The 20,913-nt window shown below is 51.5% G+C and carries 17 protein-coding genes; 14 read left to right on the top strand and 3 right to left on the bottom strand.

All coding sequences use genetic code 11. The features are described 5' to 3' along the window. The first annotated feature begins 200 nt into the window (after window positions 1–200). The 5 genes from Q8W22_RS13780 to Q8W22_RS13800 all read left to right on the top strand — a co-directional run bounded on the left by Q8W22_RS13780 (window position 201) and on the right by Q8W22_RS13800 (window position 4,971). A complete protein-coding gene (locus tag Q8W22_RS13780; protein ID WP_303432737.1) occupies window positions 201–1,751 on the top strand; it encodes a 2-isopropylmalate synthase in 1,551 nt (516 codons plus the stop codon). Between the two features lie 5 nt (window positions 1,752–1,756). After that, window positions 1,757–2,560, top strand: coding sequence for a hypothetical protein (locus Q8W22_RS13785; protein WP_305452732.1), 804 nt, complete (start codon window positions 1,757–1,759; stop codon window positions 2,558–2,560). Beyond that, window positions 2,557–3,015, top strand: a complete 459-nt coding sequence (gene rimI / locus Q8W22_RS13790) for a ribosomal protein S18-alanine N-acetyltransferase (protein ID WP_305452733.1) — start codon at window positions 2,557–2,559, stop codon at window positions 3,013–3,015. The genes Q8W22_RS13785 and rimI overlap by 4 nt, the downstream gene beginning before the upstream one ends. Window positions 3,016–3,036: 21 nt before the next feature. Continuing rightward, entirely contained in the window at window positions 3,037–3,690 is a 654-nt protein-coding gene (locus tag Q8W22_RS13795; protein WP_303432733.1) for an energy-coupling factor ABC transporter permease, read from the top strand. A 525-nt stretch (window positions 3,691–4,215) separates the two neighbouring features. Continuing rightward, a complete protein-coding gene (locus Q8W22_RS13800) occupies window positions 4,216–4,971 on the top strand; it encodes an ABC transporter substrate-binding protein (protein WP_305452734.1) in 756 nt (251 codons plus the stop codon). Window positions 4,972–4,991: 20 nt separating this feature from the next. Here Q8W22_RS13800 and Q8W22_RS13805 read toward each other — a convergent pair whose 3' ends face one another. Both Q8W22_RS13805 and Q8W22_RS13810 read right to left on the bottom strand, forming a co-directional pair. Further along, window positions 4,992–5,543: a response regulator transcription factor gene (locus tag Q8W22_RS13805; RefSeq protein ID WP_303432730.1), complete on the bottom strand. Its 552-nt coding sequence runs from the start codon at window positions 5,541–5,543 to the stop codon at window positions 4,992–4,994. Beyond that, window positions 5,540–6,811, bottom strand: a complete 1,272-nt coding sequence (locus Q8W22_RS13810) for an ATP-binding protein (RefSeq protein WP_305414295.1) — start codon at window positions 6,809–6,811, stop codon at window positions 5,540–5,542. The genes Q8W22_RS13805 and Q8W22_RS13810 overlap by 4 nt, the downstream gene beginning before the upstream one ends. A gap of 227 nt (window positions 6,812–7,038) precedes the next feature. Here Q8W22_RS13810 and Q8W22_RS13815 point away from each other — a divergent pair, with 227 nt between their 5' ends. Then, window positions 7,039–7,941 carry a DMT family transporter gene (locus Q8W22_RS13815; protein WP_303432727.1) on the top strand — a complete coding sequence of 301 codons (903 nt, stop codon included), beginning with the start codon at window positions 7,039–7,041 and terminating at the stop codon, window positions 7,939–7,941. A 268-nt stretch (window positions 7,942–8,209) separates the two neighbouring features. Beyond that, complete coding sequence (locus Q8W22_RS13820) at window positions 8,210–9,016, top strand: class I SAM-dependent methyltransferase (RefSeq protein ID WP_305452738.1); 807 nt, start codon at window positions 8,210–8,212, stop codon at window positions 9,014–9,016. Between the two features lie 39 nt (window positions 9,017–9,055). On the opposite strand, the gene hexR is transcribed toward Q8W22_RS13820, so the two are convergent. Continuing rightward, window positions 9,056–9,919 (bottom strand): transcriptional regulator HexR, encoded by an 864-nt coding sequence (hexR, locus tag Q8W22_RS13825; RefSeq protein ID WP_303432725.1) that lies wholly within the window; start codon window positions 9,917–9,919, stop codon window positions 9,056–9,058. 288 nt (window positions 9,920–10,207) lie between these two features. On the opposite strand from hexR, the gene Q8W22_RS13830 reads away from it, so the two are divergent. From Q8W22_RS13830 to rpsI, 7 genes are all read left to right on the top strand, one after another. Further along, complete coding sequence (locus Q8W22_RS13830) at window positions 10,208–11,428, top strand: efflux RND transporter periplasmic adaptor subunit (RefSeq protein ID WP_305452739.1); 1,221 nt, start codon at window positions 10,208–10,210, stop codon at window positions 11,426–11,428. After that, entirely contained in the window at window positions 11,364–13,379 is a 2,016-nt protein-coding gene (locus Q8W22_RS13835) for a MacB family efflux pump subunit (protein WP_303432722.1), read from the top strand. Before Q8W22_RS13830 ends, Q8W22_RS13835 begins: the two co-directional genes overlap by 65 nt. 27 nt (window positions 13,380–13,406) lie before the next feature. Continuing rightward, complete coding sequence (locus Q8W22_RS13840) at window positions 13,407–14,825, top strand: efflux transporter outer membrane subunit (RefSeq protein ID WP_305452740.1); 1,419 nt, start codon at window positions 13,407–13,409, stop codon at window positions 14,823–14,825. A gap of 564 nt (window positions 14,826–15,389) precedes the next feature. Further along, entirely contained in the window at window positions 15,390–17,066 is a 1,677-nt protein-coding gene (locus Q8W22_RS13845) for an amidase (RefSeq protein WP_305452741.1), read from the top strand. A gap of 893 nt (window positions 17,067–17,959) precedes the next feature. Next, a complete protein-coding gene (locus tag Q8W22_RS13850) occupies window positions 17,960–19,549 on the top strand; it encodes a peptide chain release factor 3 (RefSeq protein WP_303432717.1) in 1,590 nt (529 codons plus the stop codon). Between the two features lie 357 nt (window positions 19,550–19,906). After that, a complete protein-coding gene (rplM, locus tag Q8W22_RS13855) occupies window positions 19,907–20,341 on the top strand; it encodes a 50S ribosomal protein L13 (protein ID WP_303432716.1) in 435 nt (144 codons plus the stop codon). A gap of 1 nt (window position 20,342) precedes the next feature. Continuing rightward, window positions 20,343–20,735: a 30S ribosomal protein S9 gene (gene rpsI, locus Q8W22_RS13860; protein ID WP_303432715.1), complete on the top strand. Its 393-nt coding sequence runs from the start codon at window positions 20,343–20,345 to the stop codon at window positions 20,733–20,735. Window positions 20,736–20,913 lie beyond the last annotated feature (178 nt).

A 20,913-nucleotide genomic window follows, 5' to 3' on the forward strand; every position in this document is an offset into this window, starting at 1 on the left:
CATCGTCAAGCTCTTAAACGAAATACCCCGTCCTGTTATGCAGGGCGGGGTTTTTTTATGCCTGTGAGAAAGCAAGGACGGACGCTGAGAATAAATAACCGGGGACTGAGCCGGTAACGGATACCGACGGTTGGGCTGTGCGGAAGGTACGATAGCATCGTATAATGATCCGTTACGTTGTACCTATTCGGGAGATTTCCATGAGTCAGCCAGATCGTTTGGTCATATTTGATACTACTATGCGCGATGGCGAGCAGAGCCCCGGCGCGTCCATGACCAAAGAAGAAAAGGTCCGCATCGGCAAAGCGCTGGAAAAAATGCGAGTGGATGTCATCGAAGCAGGTTTTGCGGCCGCCAGCCCAGGAGACTTTGCCTCAATTGAAGCGGTTGCCCAGGCCGTGCGTGAAAGCACTGTTTGCAGCCTGGCCCGCGCGATAGATAACGATATTGAACGGGCTGCGGCTTCGCTACAAAAAGCAGAGCGTGCCCGTATCCACACGTTTATTGCAACATCCCCCATTCATATGCAGTACAAGCTGCGTATGCAGCCTGACCAGGTGGTAGAGCAGGCCGTATATGCGGTGAAAAAAGCCCGTAATCTGGTAGCTGATGTTGAGTTCTCCTGTGAAGATGCCGGGCGTTCCGAGATCGACTTTCTCTGCCGGATTATTGAGGCCGCCATTAATGCTGGTGCACGTACAATCAATATTCCAGACACGGTTGGTTATGCAATTCCTGAAGAATTCGGCGCTACCATCAAGACCTTGCTGCAGCGTATTCCCAACGCCGACAAGGCGATCTTTTCCGTGCATTGTCACAACGACCTGGGTTTGGCGGTTGCCAACTCGTTGGCTGCAGTTGCCAATGGTGCTCGCCAGGTAGAGTGCACAATCAATGGTCTGGGTGAGCGTGCAGGTAACGCGGCTCTGGAAGAAATCGTTATGGCGACCCGTACCCGTCAGGACCTGTTTAATATCACTACCGGTCTGGATACCAGCCATATTGTACCGACTTCCCGTTTGGTCTCATCTATCACGGGTTTCCCGGTACAGCCGAACAAAGCCATTGTGGGCGCCAACGCATTTGCGCATGAGTCGGGCATTCACCAGGATGGCGTTCTCAAGCATCGTGAAACCTATGAAATCATGAAAGCAGAAGACGTCGGTTGGGGTGCCAATAAAATGGTTATGGGCAAACATTCTGGCCGTGCCGCTTTCCGCAGTCGTCTTGAAGAACTGGGGATCAACTTTGATTCGGATGTGGCGTTTAATGAGGCCTTTGTCCGTTTTAAAGATCTGGCGGATAAAAAACACGAAATTTTCGACGAAGATTTACAAGCACTGGTAAGCGAAGCGGCAGCGGATGCTGCACCGGATATCTACAAACTGGTAACTCTGGAAAGCCGCTCCGCGACAGGTACTACGCCGGTTACGTCTCTGGTCGTCAGTCGGGAGGGTATTGAACACTCCAGTACCAGTGAAGGTTCTGGTCCAGTGGATGCTGCCTTGAAAGCCATTGAACAAGTGGTGGAGTCCGGGGCCAATTTGCTGTTGTACTCTGTGAATAATATTACCAAGGGCACAGATTCCCAGGGTGAAGTCACCGTTCGCCTGGAAAAAGGTGGCCGTATTGTTAATGGTAGCGGTGCCGATACCGATATCGTTGTCGCTTCGGCCAAGGCCTATATTCACGCACTGAATTTGCTCTTCTCTGGACTGGATCGTCAACATCCGCAAACTGACGGTGTCTGATTCTCATGCGTGAAGCGGTACGCTGTCAGTATTTGAAAGCGATGGGGATTCCGGTCTGGGTACCCAGAGATGAACTTCCCCATGCCGCTCCAAGTCAGTTATTGCCCTGGCTTGGTGAGCAACATGGCCCACATGGTAGTGAACTGCCAGTGGACCACTTGCCCAATTACCGGAATGCGGAAGATCACCCGGAAGGTGGGCACTTTGCTGCCGAACTGCTGGATCATCGCGGCAACACCTCGACACGTGTGGCGGTGGATGCTGCGGTCGTCAGTAATCGTGACTCTGTTGCGCCAGCAGCCACCGCTTTGACTGACTTGCCAACCTCTCCTCCTGATTCACTGGTTAAACCAGAAACAGCGGTAGCTGAACCACTGGTAGTCGCTGATCTGACACCGCCTCGTTTTGAGTTACATTTTATCGCGACGGGTAATGGCACAATCTGGGTCTGTGACCGTCAGGAACAGCTTCCGGCGCTGCAAGCGTTTGCCTGGCAAGTAGGGATTGGCATGAAGTGGTCACCTGAGCAAGGCAGTCCGCTTTCTTTTCGCTGGCCCTTTATCGAACATGGCCAGGAAGACCAGAGCAGTGCGGTAGCTGAACAGGCATTACGGGCGCAATGGCAATTTTTTGTACATCATGGCGGCCGCCATGTTATTGGTTTTGGCAGTAATACCCGGCAGTGGCTGACGCGAATTCAGGTGCCTGGCTGTTATCAGGACGATGACGTCGTTACCGTGATGAGTTGTGCCGAACGGAAAAAACAATTGTGGTTGGCATTATTAAATCTGCCCATGGAGCAACAATGAATAGTCATGGTGCCTGTCTTGTCTCAGCTGGCCCGGATGATCTGGAAGCGGTTATGGCCATTGAGCAGCGTTGCCAGTCTCATCCCTGGAGTCGTGAGGTGATGTTACGCTACCTGAGTAAAGAGCATGTGGTGTGGCGACTGGAGCTGGATGGCACCCTGATTGGTTTTGCCGTTGTTACTCAGATAGCGGGAGAGGCGGAGTTGCTGGATATCGCAATTGATCCTGACTATCAAGGGCGAGGCTTTGGCCAACAATTATTACAACAGTTGCTGGATGACGTTGGCAGCAAGGGGAATGAGCGCATGTTTCTGGAAGTACGTGCCAGCAATATGCCAGCAATTGCTGTTTATGAAAAACTGGGGTTCTGCCAGATTGGTGTTCGGCGCAATTATTATCCAGCCAAGATCGGGCGGGAAGATGCTCTGATGTATTGCCAGGAATTGTTCCAATAATCGATAGCAGGAGCTATTACCATGAGCCCGACTCTACCAGACTGGCTACTGGGGTTGATGTCATTGGTCAGCCTTGGACTGTTGGGCTGGAGTATTTATAGTTATCGTTGGTCAGCACTGATTGAGCATCGTCCAGCCCAGCACCTGTTTTTTGGCAGCGTACTGGTGATGGTTCTTTTCTGGCAGGCGAAAGCCGGTATTTTGCCAGGGTTGGGTTTTCATATACTGGCACTGACGTCTGTAACCCTGATGATGGGCTGGCGTCTGGCCTTGGTCGCAACGGCCATGATGCAACTGGTGCTGGCCTTGTCTGGGCAATTTGAATGGCAGACACTGGGCTACCATTATCTGATTCAGACGGCTCTGCCCATTGGTTTTACCTATGGTTTTTATTCTCTGGTGTACCTGCGCCTGCCCCATAATCCATTTATTTATATTCTTGTCGCGGGTTTTCTCAATGCCGGAGTGACCCATGCTTTTCTGGATCTTCTGCAAAGCGCCATTTATGCACTCAGTGGTACTTATACGGCGGATAAGATCTGGCATGACTACTTGCGCTATTTGCCATTGATGATGTTTCCGGAAGGAGTGGTGAATGGCATGTTTATTTCTGGCATGGTCGCTTTCCATACCGAATGGCTAAGTACCTTTAACGAAGAGTCTTATTTCAAATAGATGGTTGATGCACAGTCATCCCGAACCGTTCACCCCGCTGTGTAGGCAACCGTCCTCATTCCCGCACCTGATGGCTCGCCGAGCCAGAATCATTACAATTTTTGATGAAATAATGACCAATTAATTACTAAACACTTGGTCTGAAAATTGTTCTATTTGTAATAAAAAAGTATGACTCGCGCCGCAATATTGAACCGTTATGGTGTACGGTAATTTTCCATATCCAATGGCTCGACCAGGATCCCAAGCGTTGTAACAGAGTAGATGACGCCAGGGTTTGGCCAGAAATTAGGCAGCTGTGTTGCTGCGGCCGAATGTTAATGCTGATTTCCCCTTGTTCTGTTTCTCGCTTTGTCGCTGCCTTGCACCGTCTGGTTGCCCCTTGATCTTGACCAGTCTTGGGCCAAGGCGAAGAAAAATCAGCAGGCTACTGGTATTCGGCATACTCAGAAGGTTCAGAGTGAATCAGCTGGCCTGGTTTCAGAAAGATTATCGCATCAAACAACCGATATTAGAGGCACATCTATGATTGGACAAAACCGGATGGGGATAGTCGCAGGGATCATACTCTCGGTATTTTCTTGTGTAGCGCCAGCCGCTGAAAAAATCACCTTACTTACAGAACAGTATCCGCCCTATAACATGAGCATGACGATGCAGGGGTATGCCCATAAATCCGAAGACATTGGTGGTTTATGCACCGACATCATACGAGCCACTTTTGCCAAGGCGGGTATTGAATACCGCATGAAGCTGCGTAACTGGAGCTATGGTATGGATCGTGTCCAGCGTCGCGTTAACCACGGTTTGTTCTGTACGGTACGTACCGAAGAGCGGGAGTCGGTATTCAAGTGGGTCGGCCCGATTACGACCATGAAGGTCGCATTGATGGCGAAAGGGGATTCGGGCATCAAGCTGAATCGGCTGTCGGATGCCCGACGATATACGATTGGCGGTTATAAGGGAGATGCGTTTACCGGCCAAATGGTTTCTGAAGGCATGAATGTATCCATTGCCAGCGATGACATGGCCAATCCGTTGCGCTTGCAGAATGGCTCGATTGATTTGTGGGTAACCGATGTGTTGGCTGGTCCCTACAAGGCTTCCGAAGCTGGGGATCTGGATGAATTAAAGATAGCGCTGGAATTAAAATCGTCCCCTGTGTACTTGGCGTTTAATACCGAGACAGACGACGAGATTCTCCAGAGCCTGCAAAATGCCCTTGGCAGCTTAAAGGAAGACGGCACCATTACCGCACTGGAACATCAGTACGGCCTCTGAAATTGACCATCTCCCCAGGATTACCTGGGGGCGTACTTCTGTAATTTTCGCTGTAGTGTGCGGCGGTGCATATTCAATGCCCTGGCGGTTGCGGATACATTGCCGTCATGTTCATTCAGCACTCGCTGGATGTGCTCCCACTCTAATTGATCCACTGACATCACCTGTGCCGGTTCGCTGCAGCTATCGACTGGATGGGAGCTGTTGTTGTCTTTGAAGGCAGCGACCAGCTCTTGCAGGGTAACGGGCTTGTGCAGGTAATTGTGTGCACCCAATTTGATGGCTTCTACCGCTGTCGCGATACTGGCATAACCGGTGAGCATAACGATGGTCAGCTCTGGCTGTTGTTGCAGTAATCGGGGAATCAGGGTCAGGCCGGATTCTTGCTCCATCCGTAAATCCAGAGTCGCCCATTGTGGCTGGAAACTGGTTTGAGCGGCCAGTGCTTCATTGCTGTTGTGTGCCGGTCGGGCGCTGAATCCCTGTCGCTCCAGACTGCGGCACAAGACCTGGCTGAAATGCAGATCATCGTCAATCACCAGTATGCGAGGAAGAGACTGGGTCGAGGTCATGATTGTGGCTCCGGTAAAAAGGAAATCGGCAAGCTGAGCGTGCAACGGCTGCCACCGTCAGGCAGGGCTTGTAGTTCAATATTGCCGCCAAATTGCTCAACGCTGGCGTTACTGAGGTACAGGCCAATCCCCAGCCCGGTCTGCTTGCTGCTGTTGTATGGTGAGTAACGGCTCAGGGAAGCGGCGGCATGGGGATCAGGCTGGATAATATCTAGCATCCAATAACCTTGTTGTTCCCTGGCCTGGAGTTCGATGGGTTGTTGGCCTGCTTCGGCAGCATTGTTCAGCAGGTTTAATAACGCCTGGTCCAGCAGTGGGGAGGTATGAATCAGCGCCGAGCCATGGTGTTCAAATGGCTGCCATACCGCGTTGGGCTGGCTTAGTTGCCAGCGCTGTAGCTGGCTTTCGAGCCAGTCGCTGGCGAGTTGTTGTCGTGCATCACGGGCTTCACGTCCCTGTCGAGCCAGTTCCTGTAACGAATGCTGGCAACGATTCACCTGCTCCCGCAGCAAGGACAGATCCGGTTCGATTTCTGCTGCGGTCTGGCTATCGATCAGGTCGTCGAGCAGCATTCCCATGGTCATCAATGGCGTGCCCATTTCGTGAGCAGTACCGGCAGCCAGTGTACCGATCCCCACCAGCTGTTCGTTTTTGAGCTGTTGCTCCCGCAGTTGCTGGATTTCCTGCTGCTGGCGCTGGCGGGTTCGGATCAGTTGTGGAATCAGCGTCACCAGAATCAGCGCACTGAGCACAAAGGTGAGCCACATCCCCGACAAGTGCCAGTCGACCAGCGATACGCTGCTCATCGCGTGACCATGGTGCAATAACAACGGCTGATACCAGATACTGAGCAAACTGTAGTCGGCGACACATAATGCTGTCATCCAAATGGCCAGTATCCAGGGTAAGCCATAACTGGCGAGCACCAGCAGTACCAGAAAGTAAGAAATGAGCGGATTGGTGGCGCCACCGGTAAAAAACAGCAGTCCGGTAAATAACTGACACTCCAGTGACAGGTGTAAAAACAGTTGCCAGTCCTGGATGGCCCCTTGAGTGACTTGCCACTGACTGAAGACCTGCAGCGGTAAATACAGCGCCAGCAGTACCCAGGCAGCCTCCAGATTGGCGACACCTTGAGAGTGCAGATAACTCAGAAATAACAGCCATACCGTTGCGATGGCCAGCTGCAGCAGGGCCAGTCGCTGCAGTACCTGATTAAGTCCGGAAGAGGGAGAAGCCAGCGAGCGCATGAATAAAGCGGTGTCCAAGGGTTATCGGCCGTCAGTATAAGGGATTCTGTCTGGCTTGATTCTACCCGGGATGATCTGCCCTGCGTTATTTGGTCGCAGTGTATATGAATGGCCATGCGCCTATCGAGGTGTCTGCACCCATCATTATCCCGCAATTGGCACAATCATCTGCCTTCGTTTGCGAGTACAGTGCGTCTCTATTTTAGATTTGTGTACAACAGAGTGTGGTATTTGGAGTTTTTGTGATGAATAAAGTGGGATCCGTCAAGGCTGATCTGGCCTTGGTGTTGGTGACTTTGCTGGCTGCCGCTGGCTGGATTTTTTCCAAGGAAGCCTTGGCGGGCATGGCTCCACTGGCGTTTATTTTTATCCGTTTTGTCAGTGCCGGGATGATCGTGGGACTGGTGGGCAGCCAGGATATTCGTGCCATGAGTTCATCAGACTGGCTGCGGGCTTTACGCTCTGGGGCCTGCTTTGGCATGGCGATCGCTTTCTGGATCATGGGATTACAGAATGGTCAGCACATGGGAGTCGGGGCCTTTCTGACCTGTCTCGGGGTGGTGATGGTGCCGCTGGTGGTGTTGCTGTTTGGCGATCGCCCGCCGTCGACTACCTGGGTATCGTTGCCGCTGGCGGCAACCGGGCTGGGGTGTTTGTCACTGGATGGAAACTTTGTGTTTGGCCTTGGTGAATTTTGTTATCTGGCGGCGGCCTGCATGTTTTCTCTGACATTTGTCCTGACCAGTCGGGCGGCGGCCACAATTCCTGCGATTGCCCTGACATCGGTGCAGTTGACCATGGTGGGATTGGTTGCGCTGCCGTTGTCGCTGATCCTGGAAGAATGGCAACTGCCGCAGACCGTTGATATCTGGCTATGGGTGTTAGCCAGTACATTGATTGCGACATGTGTGCGATTTTTTCTGCAGACCTGGGCGCAGGGTAAGACCGCATCCAGCTCCGCAGCCCTGATTATGGTACTGGAGCCGGTCTGGACAGCATTTCTGGCGGCTTTCTGGTTTGCCGAACGTATGTCGCCGATACAAATGTTGGGCTGCGGGCTGATTTTCACGGCCTTGCTGGTGAGTCGGTGGCGTTACCTTATCCAGATGGCCAAAAAGCTGGTACCTGTCAGAGCGGGTTGTGAGTGACCGACTCTGTGCTCCAGGCATGATTTCAGCGGGTGACGGCGGGCGATCTGGCAGGGTGTGGGTGAACCAACCGTAAACTCCCTGATATCATACTGTCGCCATGACGCCGTGGCATTCGCACCGTTGTGCCAGGATAACCTCGATTGGCCAACAACAGAGAATAGATAGCAAGGGATGTCGACCGATGCAGTCAGAAGCCAATACCGTCCGGGATCACGCAAAGCAGTTTTTCAGGTTGGGCCGCCGGTGCCTGGATGGTTTGATCGTTGTGAGTCTGGCGAGTGTTGTGTCCGTCAGTCAGGCTGATGTAAAAGCAGCGTCCGCTGCGGATTTTGCCACCGTGCTGGCCAGTGATGTGCGTCAGCATGATCGCCCGCGGGATGCCTTTCGTCATCCTGCCGAGACGCTGGCTTTTTTTGATCTACAAGCCGATATGACGGTTGTGGAAATATGGCCCGGTGGTGGCTGGTATGCCGATATTCTGGGGCCATTTCTGGCTCAGCAAGGACAGTATTATGCGGCGCATTTTGATCCGGATTCCCCGGTGGGCTATTTTCGCAACAGCCGGGAGCGATTTGAGGCCAAAATGGCCAGCCAGCCGGGGGCATTTGGCAGCACAACCCTGACGGTCTTTGCCCCGGGCAGTGACCACGCCATTGCACCCGATGGCAGCGCTGATCGGGTGCTGAGTTTCCGGAATGTACACAACTGGTATATGCGGGGTGGTGATAAACAGGTAGTGGCGGCTTTCGAGACGTTTTATCGGGCGCTGAAACCCGGTGGTATTCTGGGAGTTGTCGAGCATCGATTGGCTGCCGACCGGCCACTGGCTGATCAGCAGAGCAGCGGCTATATGAACCAGGCGTATGTAATTCGTATGGCGCAACAGGTTGGCTTTACACTGGCTGCCAGCAGCGAAGTCAACGCCAATCCGGCCGATACGACCCGTCACCCCAGAGGTGTCTGGACCTTGCCACCGTCATACCGGCTGGGTGATCAGGATCGCGACCGTTATCAGGAGATAGGGGAAAGCGACCGCATGACACTGAAATTTATCAAACCGGTACTGCGTTAGTTAAAGGATACGGCAAGGGGATTATTCGCTGGACAGGTGTCAGGGTTGAGTGGGCAGGTCGGGGTAGCGGGTTGCTTTCAGGCTATCCTTGATCTTCTTCAAGTGCGCATGGAAGTCGACGCCCCGGCGCAAGGTAACGCCAGTAGCCAGCACATCCAGTAACACCAGCTGTACAATCCGTGACGTCATGGGCATGTATTTATCCGTGTCTTCCGGGGTCGGGAAGGACAGGTGCACACTACTGGAAGCCGCCAGTGGCGACTGGTCGGCAGTGAGACCAATCACGCTGGCACCATTGCTGCGGGCAATGCGGGCGATATCCACCATGTCACGGGTACGGCCGGTATAGGAAATCGCCACAATCACATCACCAGTATGAGCCGCTGCGGCGACCATACGCATCATCATCACATCATCGTAAGCCATCACCGGTAAATTGAAGCGGAAAAACTTGTGCTGTGCATCCATCGCGACCGGGCCTGAGGCACCGAGACCAAAAAATGCAATCTGCTTGGCCTGGATCAGTATGTCCACGGCTTTTTCGATCGCCATCAAATTCACATGCTTGCGCGCATTTTCCATCGCAGCAATGGTCGAGGTGAATATTTTGTCGGTGTATTCCTCGGTATTGTCGTCTTGCTCGACATCGCGACTGACGTACGGTGTACCGGTTGCCAGGCTTTGAGCCAGCTGGATTTTGAAATCCGGGAAACCGGACGTTTCGAAATTACGGCAAAAGCGGTTCACGGTAGGTTCACTGACCAGCGATGCATTGGCCAGTGTTGAAATGCTCATGCGAGTCGCGCTTTTGGGGTCCTGAAGAATGACTTCAGCGACCTTGCGTTCGGACTTGTTCAGGCTTTCCAACTGCTCACCGATTTGATCAAGAAGACTCATAGCCAACCTCGTAGCAAGGACACAGGGACGCGCAATGGTATGGATCGGTTGTTATTTTACGACATCGGCGAAGAATCCAGACTATACCTTTGCCTGACTGGCAAGACCAGTGAGTCACTACGGAGGGCCGGTGCAGTGCATTGTTTTTCCGAATGTTCGGTAAAATAATGAAGTGCAAATTAATGCAAATAACAATCAATTTAATTATTATTTTGTGTTTAATCGCGTAGCCCGGTATCAGGTGCAAGATTGTCGGACTTATGAATACATAAACAGTTAAGGAAATCGCAACGGATGACGCAATTCACCACCACCTCACGCCCCCGGCGTTGGCTCTCTCTGTTGCTGTGGGTCGTTGTTCTGGGCTGTTTGCTAGGGGCTGCTGCCTACTGGTGGCTACTGGTCGAAAACGATGAATCACAAGACTGGTTGGTTGAACCGCTGCGTTATGGTGATATTGAGCAGAGTGTCGCAGCTACCGGCACGCTGGAACCCAAAAATTACGTTGAAGTTGGTGCCCAGGTATCCGGCCAGATCAAACACTTGATGGTTGAAGAAGGTGAAGTGGTCAAGAAAGGCCAGTTATTGGCAGAAATTGACGCCTCGGTATTTGAACTGAATGTACAAACGGCGGAAGCCGGGCTGGAAAACCTGAAAGCCCAGTTGACGCAACAGGAAGCCGAGCTGGAATTGGAAATGTTACGGCTGAAGCGTAACGAAGGGCTGTACGCCCGCAAGGCGATCAGCGAAGACGCGCTGTTTGAAAGCCGCACCAATGTGAAAATACTCAAAGCCAAAATAACCGCCCAGAAAGCCGAAATCAAAGCAAATGCCGCGGCACTGGAAGCCGATAAGGTTTCGCTGGGTTACACCCGGATCTATGCCCCGATCGATGGCACCATCGCCAGTATTGATGTGCGCGAAGGCCAGACCTTGAATGCCACGAACAGTGCCCCGACCGTACTGCAAATATCGGATCTGTCAGTGATGACACTACGCGCTGAAGTATCGGAAGCAGACGTTCCCAAGCTTCGCCGTGGTATGGACGTCAAATTCGCTACCCTGGGGAATCCCAATCGCTACCGCTGGTCGACCGTCCGGCAGATCTTGCCAACACCGGAAGAAGTGAATGATGTTGTGTTGTATCAGGTGCTGGTGGATGTGGCTAATGATAATGGCCATTTGATGGACTCGATGACCACCAAGGTGTTTTTTGTTGAAGGGGCGGCCAGTCATGTGCTGGTTGCGCCTGTAGCGGCCATTCGTAACGGCCGTAATGGCGCATTTGCCCGGGTTGCCGGTGCCAATGGTGTCGAACGTGTGCCGGTTGAATTAGGGGTTCAGAGCCGTACTCATGCCGAAATTCGTTCTGGTCTGGACGAAGGCGCGCTGTTAATTACCGGCAGCCAACAAAAACAGACCACCACAGAGGCGAGAAGCATGACTGGTAATGACCGTCCAGGCCCTCCCGGTGGTGGTATGGGTGGCGGCATGGGAGGCCGACGTGGTGGCTGAACCCAATACCAGACCACAGCATGAATTGATCTCATTGCGTGGCGTATGCCGCTATTACCAGGCTGGAGATGTTGTCGTCAAAGCATTGGATAACGTCAGCCTGACCATTCGGCGTGGTGAATTTGTTGCGGTGATGGGGCAATCCGGATCGGGCAAATCAACACTGATGAATATTCTCGGCTGCCTTGATCATCCAACCTCGGGTGAATATCGGGTTAATGGACATGATGTAAACAGTCTGTCTCCCGATCAACTGGCTGCATTGCGACTCAAAACCTTTGGCTTTGTTTTTCAGCGTTATCAGTTGTTGGCCAACCTGACTGCCCAGGAAAACGTCGCCTTGCCGTCCGTGTATGCCCACACCCCGAAAGAGGCCCGTCACCAGCGCGCGGCAGCATTACTCGATAAGCTTGGCGTGGCCGAGCGTATGCAGCACACCCCGGCGGAGCTATCGGGCGGACAGCAACAGCGAGTTTCCATCGCCCGGGCGATGATCAACGGCGCAGATGTGATTCTGGCAGATGAACCCACCGGTGCTCTGGATAGTGCAACCGGTGTCCAGGTGCTGGACATGCTCCGTCAGCTGAATGCTGAAGGGGTGACAGTGATTCTGATTACCCATGATGCCGAGGTTGCCGCAGCGGCCAGACGTCAGATCCAGATCCACGATGGCCGCATTCTGTCAGACAGTGATGAAGAGAATCATTCACCAACACCAGTCCCTGAGACCGTCAATCCACCACCTCTGCAGTCATACCCTTCGGTCAGTGCACTGGTATCGGTGATGACGGCGTTACAATCATTAAAAAACAACTGGTTTCGTACGCTGCTGACCTTGTTGGGCATTGTGATTGGCGTCGCTGCCGTAGTGGCCATGATGGCCATTGGTGAAGGGGGCAAACAGCAAGTGCTGGATCGTATTGAATCGATGGGCACCAATCTGTTACTGATTCGCCCCGGCGGTGCCAATAATCGCAACTCGGGTGCTACTGCCACGCTGAGCCGTGAGGATGCTGCGCTATTGGCTGAATTGCCCGGTGTCGAAGTGGTCTCTCCAGAGCGTAATTCCAATGCCACCATCCGTTTTGGCAATCGTGATTATTCCGGGCGTATCCGGGCAACCACGGAAGACTACCTGCGGGTGAAAGATTGGCAGTTATCGCAAGGCACCTTCTTTACCAGTGCGGATATGGATTCACTGGCTCCACTGCTGGTGGTTGGGCAAACCATTGTGGATCAACTGTTTGTGAATGGCGAAAACCCGATTGGCCAATACGTGTTTATGAAAAATGGCATGTATCTGATTGTCGGCGTGCTGGAGGCCAAAGGGGCTACGGCCGGAGGTAATGACATGGATGAAGAGGTGCTGGTGCCGCTCTCGACCGGTATGGTGCGGATTTTTGGCCGTGAATACCTGAGCTCCATTACCGTCAAGGTTGAGGACACCGACAGCATTGATCAGGTCGAAGCCGAAGTCACCCAACTCCTGACTGCCCGGCATGGCAGTGAAGATTTCACCGTACGTAACACCGCCTCCCTGATTGAAGCCATTTCAGAAACCCAGGATACCCTGACCTGGTTGTTAGGCTCTGTTGCGGCTATTTCGTTATTTGTTGGTGGTATCGGGGTGATGAATATCATGCTGGTCAGTGTGTCGGAACGTCGACGGGAAATCGGCTTGCGGATCGCTACCGGGGCCAAACCCAGTGACATTCTGCAACAGTTCAATATTGAAGCATTGGTGGTCTGCTGTCTGGGCGGGGTTGTGGGGTTGATGCTGGGCGGCTCTATCGCTTTGATCATGGGACAAATGAATGTTGCCGTGGCCTTTTCCTGGGCACCGCCATTGATGGCATTTGCGTCGGCGCTGCTGGTCGGGCTGGTGTTTGGTCATGCTCCGGCACGCAAGGCTTCCCGTTTGAACCCGATTGACGCATTGGCGGAGGATTAAGTGAGTAGATTGCATTCGGGGTCATACATGATGGCCATGAAAATTACCGCTCTGGCTGCGATGCTGGCGGCTGGTGGTTGCGCCGGGCCACAGCGGTTTGAGCCGGAAGTCGTGGCATTACCTGATATGGCAGCCAATGCACAACAGACCAAGCAGGCCTTGCACGTCGGGCAATTACAACATCAGTGGTGGGCACAGTTAGGTTCACCGCAGCTGAACCGGCTGATGGCTGAAGCGCAACTGGATAATATCGATGTGCGTCAGGCCTTGCTGCGTATAAGCAAAGCCAGCGCTGCACTGGATGGCGAAAATGCCGATCGCTGGCCGACACTGTCTGCCAGCGCCTCTGCCAGTCAGAAGCAGGCATTGAATGATGCCAGTGGACGCAGTAACAGTACGGGATTGAATCTGTCAGCCAGCTACACCGTTGACTTATGGCAGCGGCGGGGGACATTGATCGAACAGGCAGAGCTGGACGTAGTGGCCGCAGAAGTGGACCTGGCCAGTGCCCGCATCACGCTACAGAGTAATCTGGTAACGCAATACCTGGACTGGCTATCAACCAAGGCTCGCTTACAGCTGGCGCAGCAGAATCTGCAAGCCAGCCGGGAAATGGAGTCACTGGTACAGATCCGTTTTGATGCCGGTGATGCCAGTGGCATCGAAATGGCGCAACAACGTAATACCACCTTGTCATTACTGGGTAGTGCGGTGTCGTTACAGCAACAGCTGGCGGCCAATCAACGAGCGTTGGCAGCTTTGCTGGGCCGATCCAATCTGCAAATTCATCTGGGTGACGAACATTTTGACCAATTGCAGATTCCACGGGTGGCGAGTGTGCAGCCCGCTGAGCTGTTAACCCAAAGGCCGGATATCGTCGCGTCGGAGTTGGCATTGCGCCAACGTCATCAAGATATTTATCTGGCCGAAAGTGATCGCTGGCCCAGTCTTAGCCTCAGTGCCGGGTTGTCACCAGCGGATTTAATGTCCTTGGCCGGGAACTGGACCTTGAGTCTGACAGAAGCCTTGTCGGTCACGCTGTTTGATGCAGGCAGCAAGGCTGCGGCGGTAGCTGAGGCCGAAGTAGAAGAAGCCGTTGCCCGGTTGGAATACCGCCGTATTGTTATCGATGCCATGCAAGAAACACTGGATGCCATGGAAGCGGTTGATTATGAGCGTCAGCAGACTGAACTTGCGGTTGATACCCTGGAAAATAATCAGGAGTTGCTGGCACTGGCTGACATTCGTTACCAATATGGCGATACGGACTTTTCCGATTTGCTTAATGCCCAGCGCACTTTCTTCAACGCCAGAGACAGCTTGGTGGTGCAGCGCCAGAAACATATCCAGGCCTTGGTCGAGCTGTATGTTGCCTTTGGTGTTGCCCCGGCCCTGGAGGGCGCTGTCTCATTGGATGAGACTCCCTCTTTTTATAGTGCTCAGTGAAAGGGCGCCGCCAGCGGCGCCTCAAGATTCATCGAGTTCTCCCTTTCTTACCTTTTCCCCTTTCTCACCTTTTCTCTTTTCTTCCCCTCCTCCCTCTATTTATTCCTGACAACTGAATCGGATGCTCGGTTACATATTCACTTTGGTTTCTGTGACTGCTTGGCTGTTGGGGTCATGACTCGAGGTGATGGTAGTGATTTCAACTTTCCAAAAACAGGTGCTGGGAGGTGCCATAATAATGTGCGATAGAATTTTTATCGCACCAAAATAAAGTCATCAAATAAAGTATGGGTATATTGAGTCAAGCATTATAGTAAACGACGGCCCTGATAACGTATAAGCATCATGATTTCAAATGCGGGGCCATGTTTTTATTTGTGAAAATAGTTTTTTCTGTGTTTTTTTTGTTATTCAAATTACGTTCGCCATTTTATTTTCGACAAAATCGACATTTTTTTTAGAGATGATCGGTGTGGCACGATAAATGATTATAGATCGGCCAGAAGGATATTATTGGCGAGTGCCAATACAGAAGGGAATACAAAAACAATTGCGGAGATATTTATGTTCCAAATGAAAAAATTGGCTGGTGCGGTACTTACCTTTTCAGTAATTCTTAGCGGCTGTGATGGATCTGACAGCCATGATGATGAGGTGGTTCCGGTTGCTTTTTCATTTACTGAAGCGACCATCGAAAGTTTGCATACTTCTCTTGCTACTGGCGGTATTACCTGTGAAGAAGTCGTTGAAGGGTATATTGAACGTATTAATACCTATGACGATGAAGGTACCGATGTTGAATTGAACAGTGTCATTGCGATTAACTCATCTGCTCTTGATGAAGCTCGTGCAAAAGATCTGGCATTTGAAGACGATGGTATTGATGGCTCCCTTTATTGTGTTCCTGTTTTGCCAAAAGACAACTTTAATACTGCTGAAATGCCAACCACTGGTGGCGCATTGGCATTCCAGTATAACCGTCCCGTCAGTGATGCTTACACCATTGGCAAGATGCGTGACGCCGGTGCTATTGTTCTGGGCAAGGCCAATATGGATGAGTTTGCCTTTGGATATACGGGCGAAAGCTCGGTCCGAGGCCTGGTTAAAAACGCGTATGACCAAACCAAAGGTGCGGGTGGCTCATCCAGTGGTACCGGTGCTGCCATTGCATCCAGCTTGGCAATGGTAGGGACAGGCAGTGATACGGGAGGGTCTATCCGGGTACCTGCCAGCCTGGGTGGCCTGGTCGGTATTCGCCCATCCATGCGCTTGGTCAGCCAGGACGGCATCATGCCATTGGCTTCCTGGCAGGATACCGGTGGCCCGATCTGCCGTACTGTTGAAGATTGTGCCTTGATGATGGATGTCATGGTTGGGTTTGATGATTCTGAATATGCCAATCAGCGCGTCAGCTTTGAAATTGATGCGGCTGCCATTAGCAGTGAAGAAGAATACCTGTCAGTGACGGGTGTGCCGGAAACCTATACCGACTACCTGGATGCTGATGGTCTGAATGGCGCTCGTATTGCCATCGATCGTGACTTGTTCGGCGATAACGAAAACGTCAACGCTCTGATGGACAGTGCGATTGCAGCGATGGAAGCGGCTGGAGCCACGGTTGAAGAAGTGACCATTGATAACCTGGAGTCGATTCTTTATGACTACGCCTCCATGTCCAGCTATGAGTTCCAGCACGACCTGGTCAGCTACCTGAACAGCTGGACCACGTCGGTTGATGGGCACATTACAACCTATCAAGGACTGATCGACAGCAATGGCTACCTTGAGAACTACAAGTCCTCACTGGAATATCGTGGCACGATTGATCTGGATAACCTGACAGACGAACAGCAAGAAGTGTATACCCTGAACACAGTTGAGCGGCCTGTTGTTGTCCGTACCAGCTTGTTAAAAGCATTGAACAATGTGGATGACGAAGGTAACAGCCTGGGCGAAGCGTATGACGTATTACTGTACCCAAGCTTGACCGGTGAAGCCGGAGACTTGGGTGGTTCACCGAGTGCTGGACGAAATAACCGTCTGAGCCCGTTCTCTTTGTTCCCTGCGTTGAGCATGCCTGCTGGTATGACGGATGATGATCCTGCAATGCCTATTGGTATGGAAATGTTGGGTCGGGAATTTGATGAGGCCACTCTGATTAAACTGGCATACAGCTATCAGGAACAGGTTAACCCTCGCCAGGCTCCTGTTAATACGCCAGAGCTGACGACTGAGCAATAAGAATAGACTGATTCAATAATAATAACTCATAGAGTCCGCTTGAAAAGAACGTCTGAATATGGAAGAAGTGAATATCCTGGACTGATGCAAGTTCGCTTGCATTATAAGTCCTGAATTTCCCTTCGACTGTATTCAGGTGTTTTTTATTTTATTCTGTCAGTGAATTTTCCTCGCAGTTGAGTCGTCTTGAAATTTATATTTTTAAATCTTGCATGTTGCTGGCAATGTAATTACCTGTTCGGTTGGTCAGATATTTTTATAAGTATTTATAAGTCGTATCGTTAATTGTTTTTTGATCGGTTTGTTTTTTGGAGAAGAGGCGGCTCTGGATTTTTGAAAACGGATTTTATACACAAGTTTAAAGTGTCAGATTTTTGATAAACTTGTTTTCATATATTTGCACTTTCTTACATAAGATGATGTTAGTTGTTTTTTATATCCAAATTAGAACGTTGGTTGACGTTTAATGGGTGTTATTTTCAGAATAATATCCGTTTTATAATTTGAAGTTATTTTGTGCTTTGGAATTATTGTAAGGTTGGGGTTTCTTGCTGAGTGTTTCTTGATACGTGTCGCTTGGTTTGAAGCGTGGGTTAAGATAAAGAATTCCATTATCCGGCCACAGCACCAACCTGGCCCAAGATCGGCCAAGGGGTTGAGTGATGCTGACAGCAATCCCGGTAATCCACTTTGAAGTATTACCTCATTATTCTGTATCGCGGGTGGGGTCGTGGAGAGGGGAGGGCATCCGTGTCGCCGGTCGGCGTTCCAGGAATCTTGTCCAGGTTAATAGCTTTCGGTTGTGGATTTTCCATTGATTGGCGAAAATAGCGCCTGTTCTATTTTCAAGTCGCTGTGGCGTGCTGTGCCAGGGCTGTAGCCACAATAACCGGATGTCTATGTCTAGTATCTCTCAGGAAGTCTCGACACGTCGTACTTTCGCCATCATCTCCCACCCGGATGCGGGTAAAACCACGATTACTGAAAAGCTGTTGCTGTTCGGAAACGCCATTCAGTTGGCCGGTACTGTAAAAGGCAAAAAGACGGGCCGTATGGCCACATCGGACTGGATGCAGATGGAGCAAGACCGGGGCATCTCGATCACCACGTCGGTGATGCAGTTTCCTTATCGGGACTGCATGGTCAACCTGCTGGATACTCCAGGGCACGAAGATTTCTCGGAAGATACCTACCGTACCCTGACCGCCGTGGATTCAGTCTTAATGGTGATCGACGGCGCGAAAGGTGTTGAGGATCGGACCATCAAGCTGATGGAAGTATGCCGTTTGCGGGATACCCCGATTTTTACCTTTATCAACAAAATGGATCGCGAAGTTCGCGATCACATTGAAGTGCTGGACGAAATCGAAACCATTCTGAAGATCAAGTGTGCCCCCGTTACCTGGCCAATCGGCATGGGTAAGGCGTTCAAGGGGGTGTACAACCTGGTCACCGACACCATTCATGTGTTCCAGCCAGGGCAAGCGAGCATTGTCCCGGATGATACCCGGATTCAGGGGATTGAGTCGGCTGAAGCGCTGGCCTTGTTGGGTGAAGAACTGGTAACGGAGCTGATTGATGAAATCGAGCTGGTGCGGGGTGCCAGTTATGAATTTGATCTGGATGAATACCGCGAAGGCAAAATGACACCGGTGTTTTTTGGTACGGCGCTGTCAAACTTCGGTGTGCGGGAAATGCTCAACTATTTTGTTGAGTGGGCACCGGCCCCGATTGCACGGGAAACCAACGAGCGCACTGTCGAGCCAACAGAAGAAGCCTTTTCCGGCTTTATTTTCAAAATCCAGGCGAATATGGACCCGAAACACCGTGACCGCATTGCTTTTATGCGAGTGTGCTCCGGGACTTACAGCAAAGGCATGAAGATGCGCCATACCCGCATCGGCAAGGACATCAAGGTCGCGGATGCGGTCACCTTCCTGGCCGGGGACCGTAGTCAGGTCGAAGAGGCTATTTCTGGCGATATTATCGGTCTGCACAATCATGGCACCATCCAGATTGGTGATACCTTTACGCAAGGCCATGACATGCGGTTTACCGGTATCCCGCATTTTGCTCCGGAGTTGTTCAAGCGCGTACGACTGAAAGACCCTCTGAAGATGAAGCAGCTGCAAAAAGGCCTGCAGCAGTTATCGGAAGAAGGGGCGACCCAGCTGTTTATGCCAATCAACAACAATGACCTGATTCTGGGGGCTGTCGGGGTACTGCAGTTTGATGTTGTACAGCAGCGCTTGCGGGACGAATACAAGGTTGAATGTATTTACGAGCCGGTCAGTGTGAATACCGCCCGCTGGGTGTACTGCAACGACAGTAAAATGCTGGAAGACTTTAAACGCAAGGCCGTCGATAATCTGGCTATTGATGGCGGCGGCTATCTGACGTATATCGCCCCGACACGGGTGAACCTAAGTCTTATTCAGGATCGCTGGCCCGATGTTGAATTCCGCTCAACCCGTGAGCATTAATTCATTGTGCGCAGGGATGCCCTCTGTAACCGCCCATGTTCTCCGTCGCCGCTCATAACGGCACGGAGTCGGTTCTTGGGGGATGGATAGACAAGGCCATGCCGGTTTTGTATGGACGAAGCCAATCTGTGGACAATAAAAATCCGTAGATAATCCATTTTTAAGTGGACTGTTTTCTGCACTAAAGATACAATCCGCGCCCCTTTATGAAAAGACGGCTCATTCTGGCACTCGTGTCGTGACGGCTGATCCGCGATTGACTGTGTTAAAAATACACAGGTGGTTGCGTGGGTAATAACCGTCCTGTAGAATGCCGCCCTCTTTTCTGATCAACATGCCCTTGAAGGCGAGAATTTGATGAAAACTTACAGCGCAAAACCCGAAGCCGTAAAACGTGAATGGTTTGTTGTTGATGCAGCTGATCAGACGCTGGGTCGCCTGGCCACCGAGGTTGCTCGCCGTTTGAGAGGCAAGCACAAGCCAGAATACACACCACACGTTGATACCGGCGATTATATCGTCGTGATCAATGCTGAAAAAGTAAAAGTCACTGGTAAAAAAACCAGCGATAAAATGTATTACCGCCACACCGGTTATCCTGGTGGTCTGAAATCGATCTCTTTTGAAAAGCTGATCGACTACAAGCCTCAGGACGTAATCGAACTGGCAGTTAAAGGCATGCTGCCCAAGAATCCTCTTGGACGCGCCATGTTCAAGAAAATGAAAGTTTACGCAGGTAGCGAGCATCCACACACCGCTCAGCAGCCTCAAGAACTGAAGCTGGGAGAATAATATGGCCGTAACTCAATACTACGGTACCGGTCGTCGCAAGACGTCTACTGCTCGCGTTTTCTTGCGTCCAGGTACTGGCTCTATCGTAATCAACAAGCGCACACTGGAAGAGTACTTCGGTCGTGAAACTGCTCGTATGGTTGTCCGTCAGCCTCTGGAATTGACTGAAAGTCTGGAGAAGTTTGACATTGTCGTGAATGTTAACGGCGGTGGTGGTAATGGTCAGGCGGGTGCTATCCGTCACGGCATTACTCGTGCCCTGATGCAATACGACGAAACGCTACGTCCATCACTTCGTGCCGCGGGTTACGTTACTCGTGATGCTCGTGAGGTTGAACGTAAGAAAGTCGGCCTGCGTAAAGCACGTAAGAAGCCGCAGTTCTCCAAACGTTAAGCGATTTATTGCTTACAAAAAAAAGCGTCCCTTGGCTTATGTCAATGGACGCTTTTTTTGTTTTTATATCCCTACAGTGGGTATGTCTTCCCGGTTGTTTCAAATCCTCAATTTCTTTACTATGTGCGCCGCTCTGCATTCTACGCCGGGTCTGCCGACCGTAGTCCCTCTCAGGCAA

This window comes from Oceanobacter sp. 1_MG-2023 (assembly GCF_030689025.1).
Lineage (GTDB): Bacteria > Pseudomonadota > Gammaproteobacteria > Pseudomonadales > Oceanobacteraceae > Oceanobacter.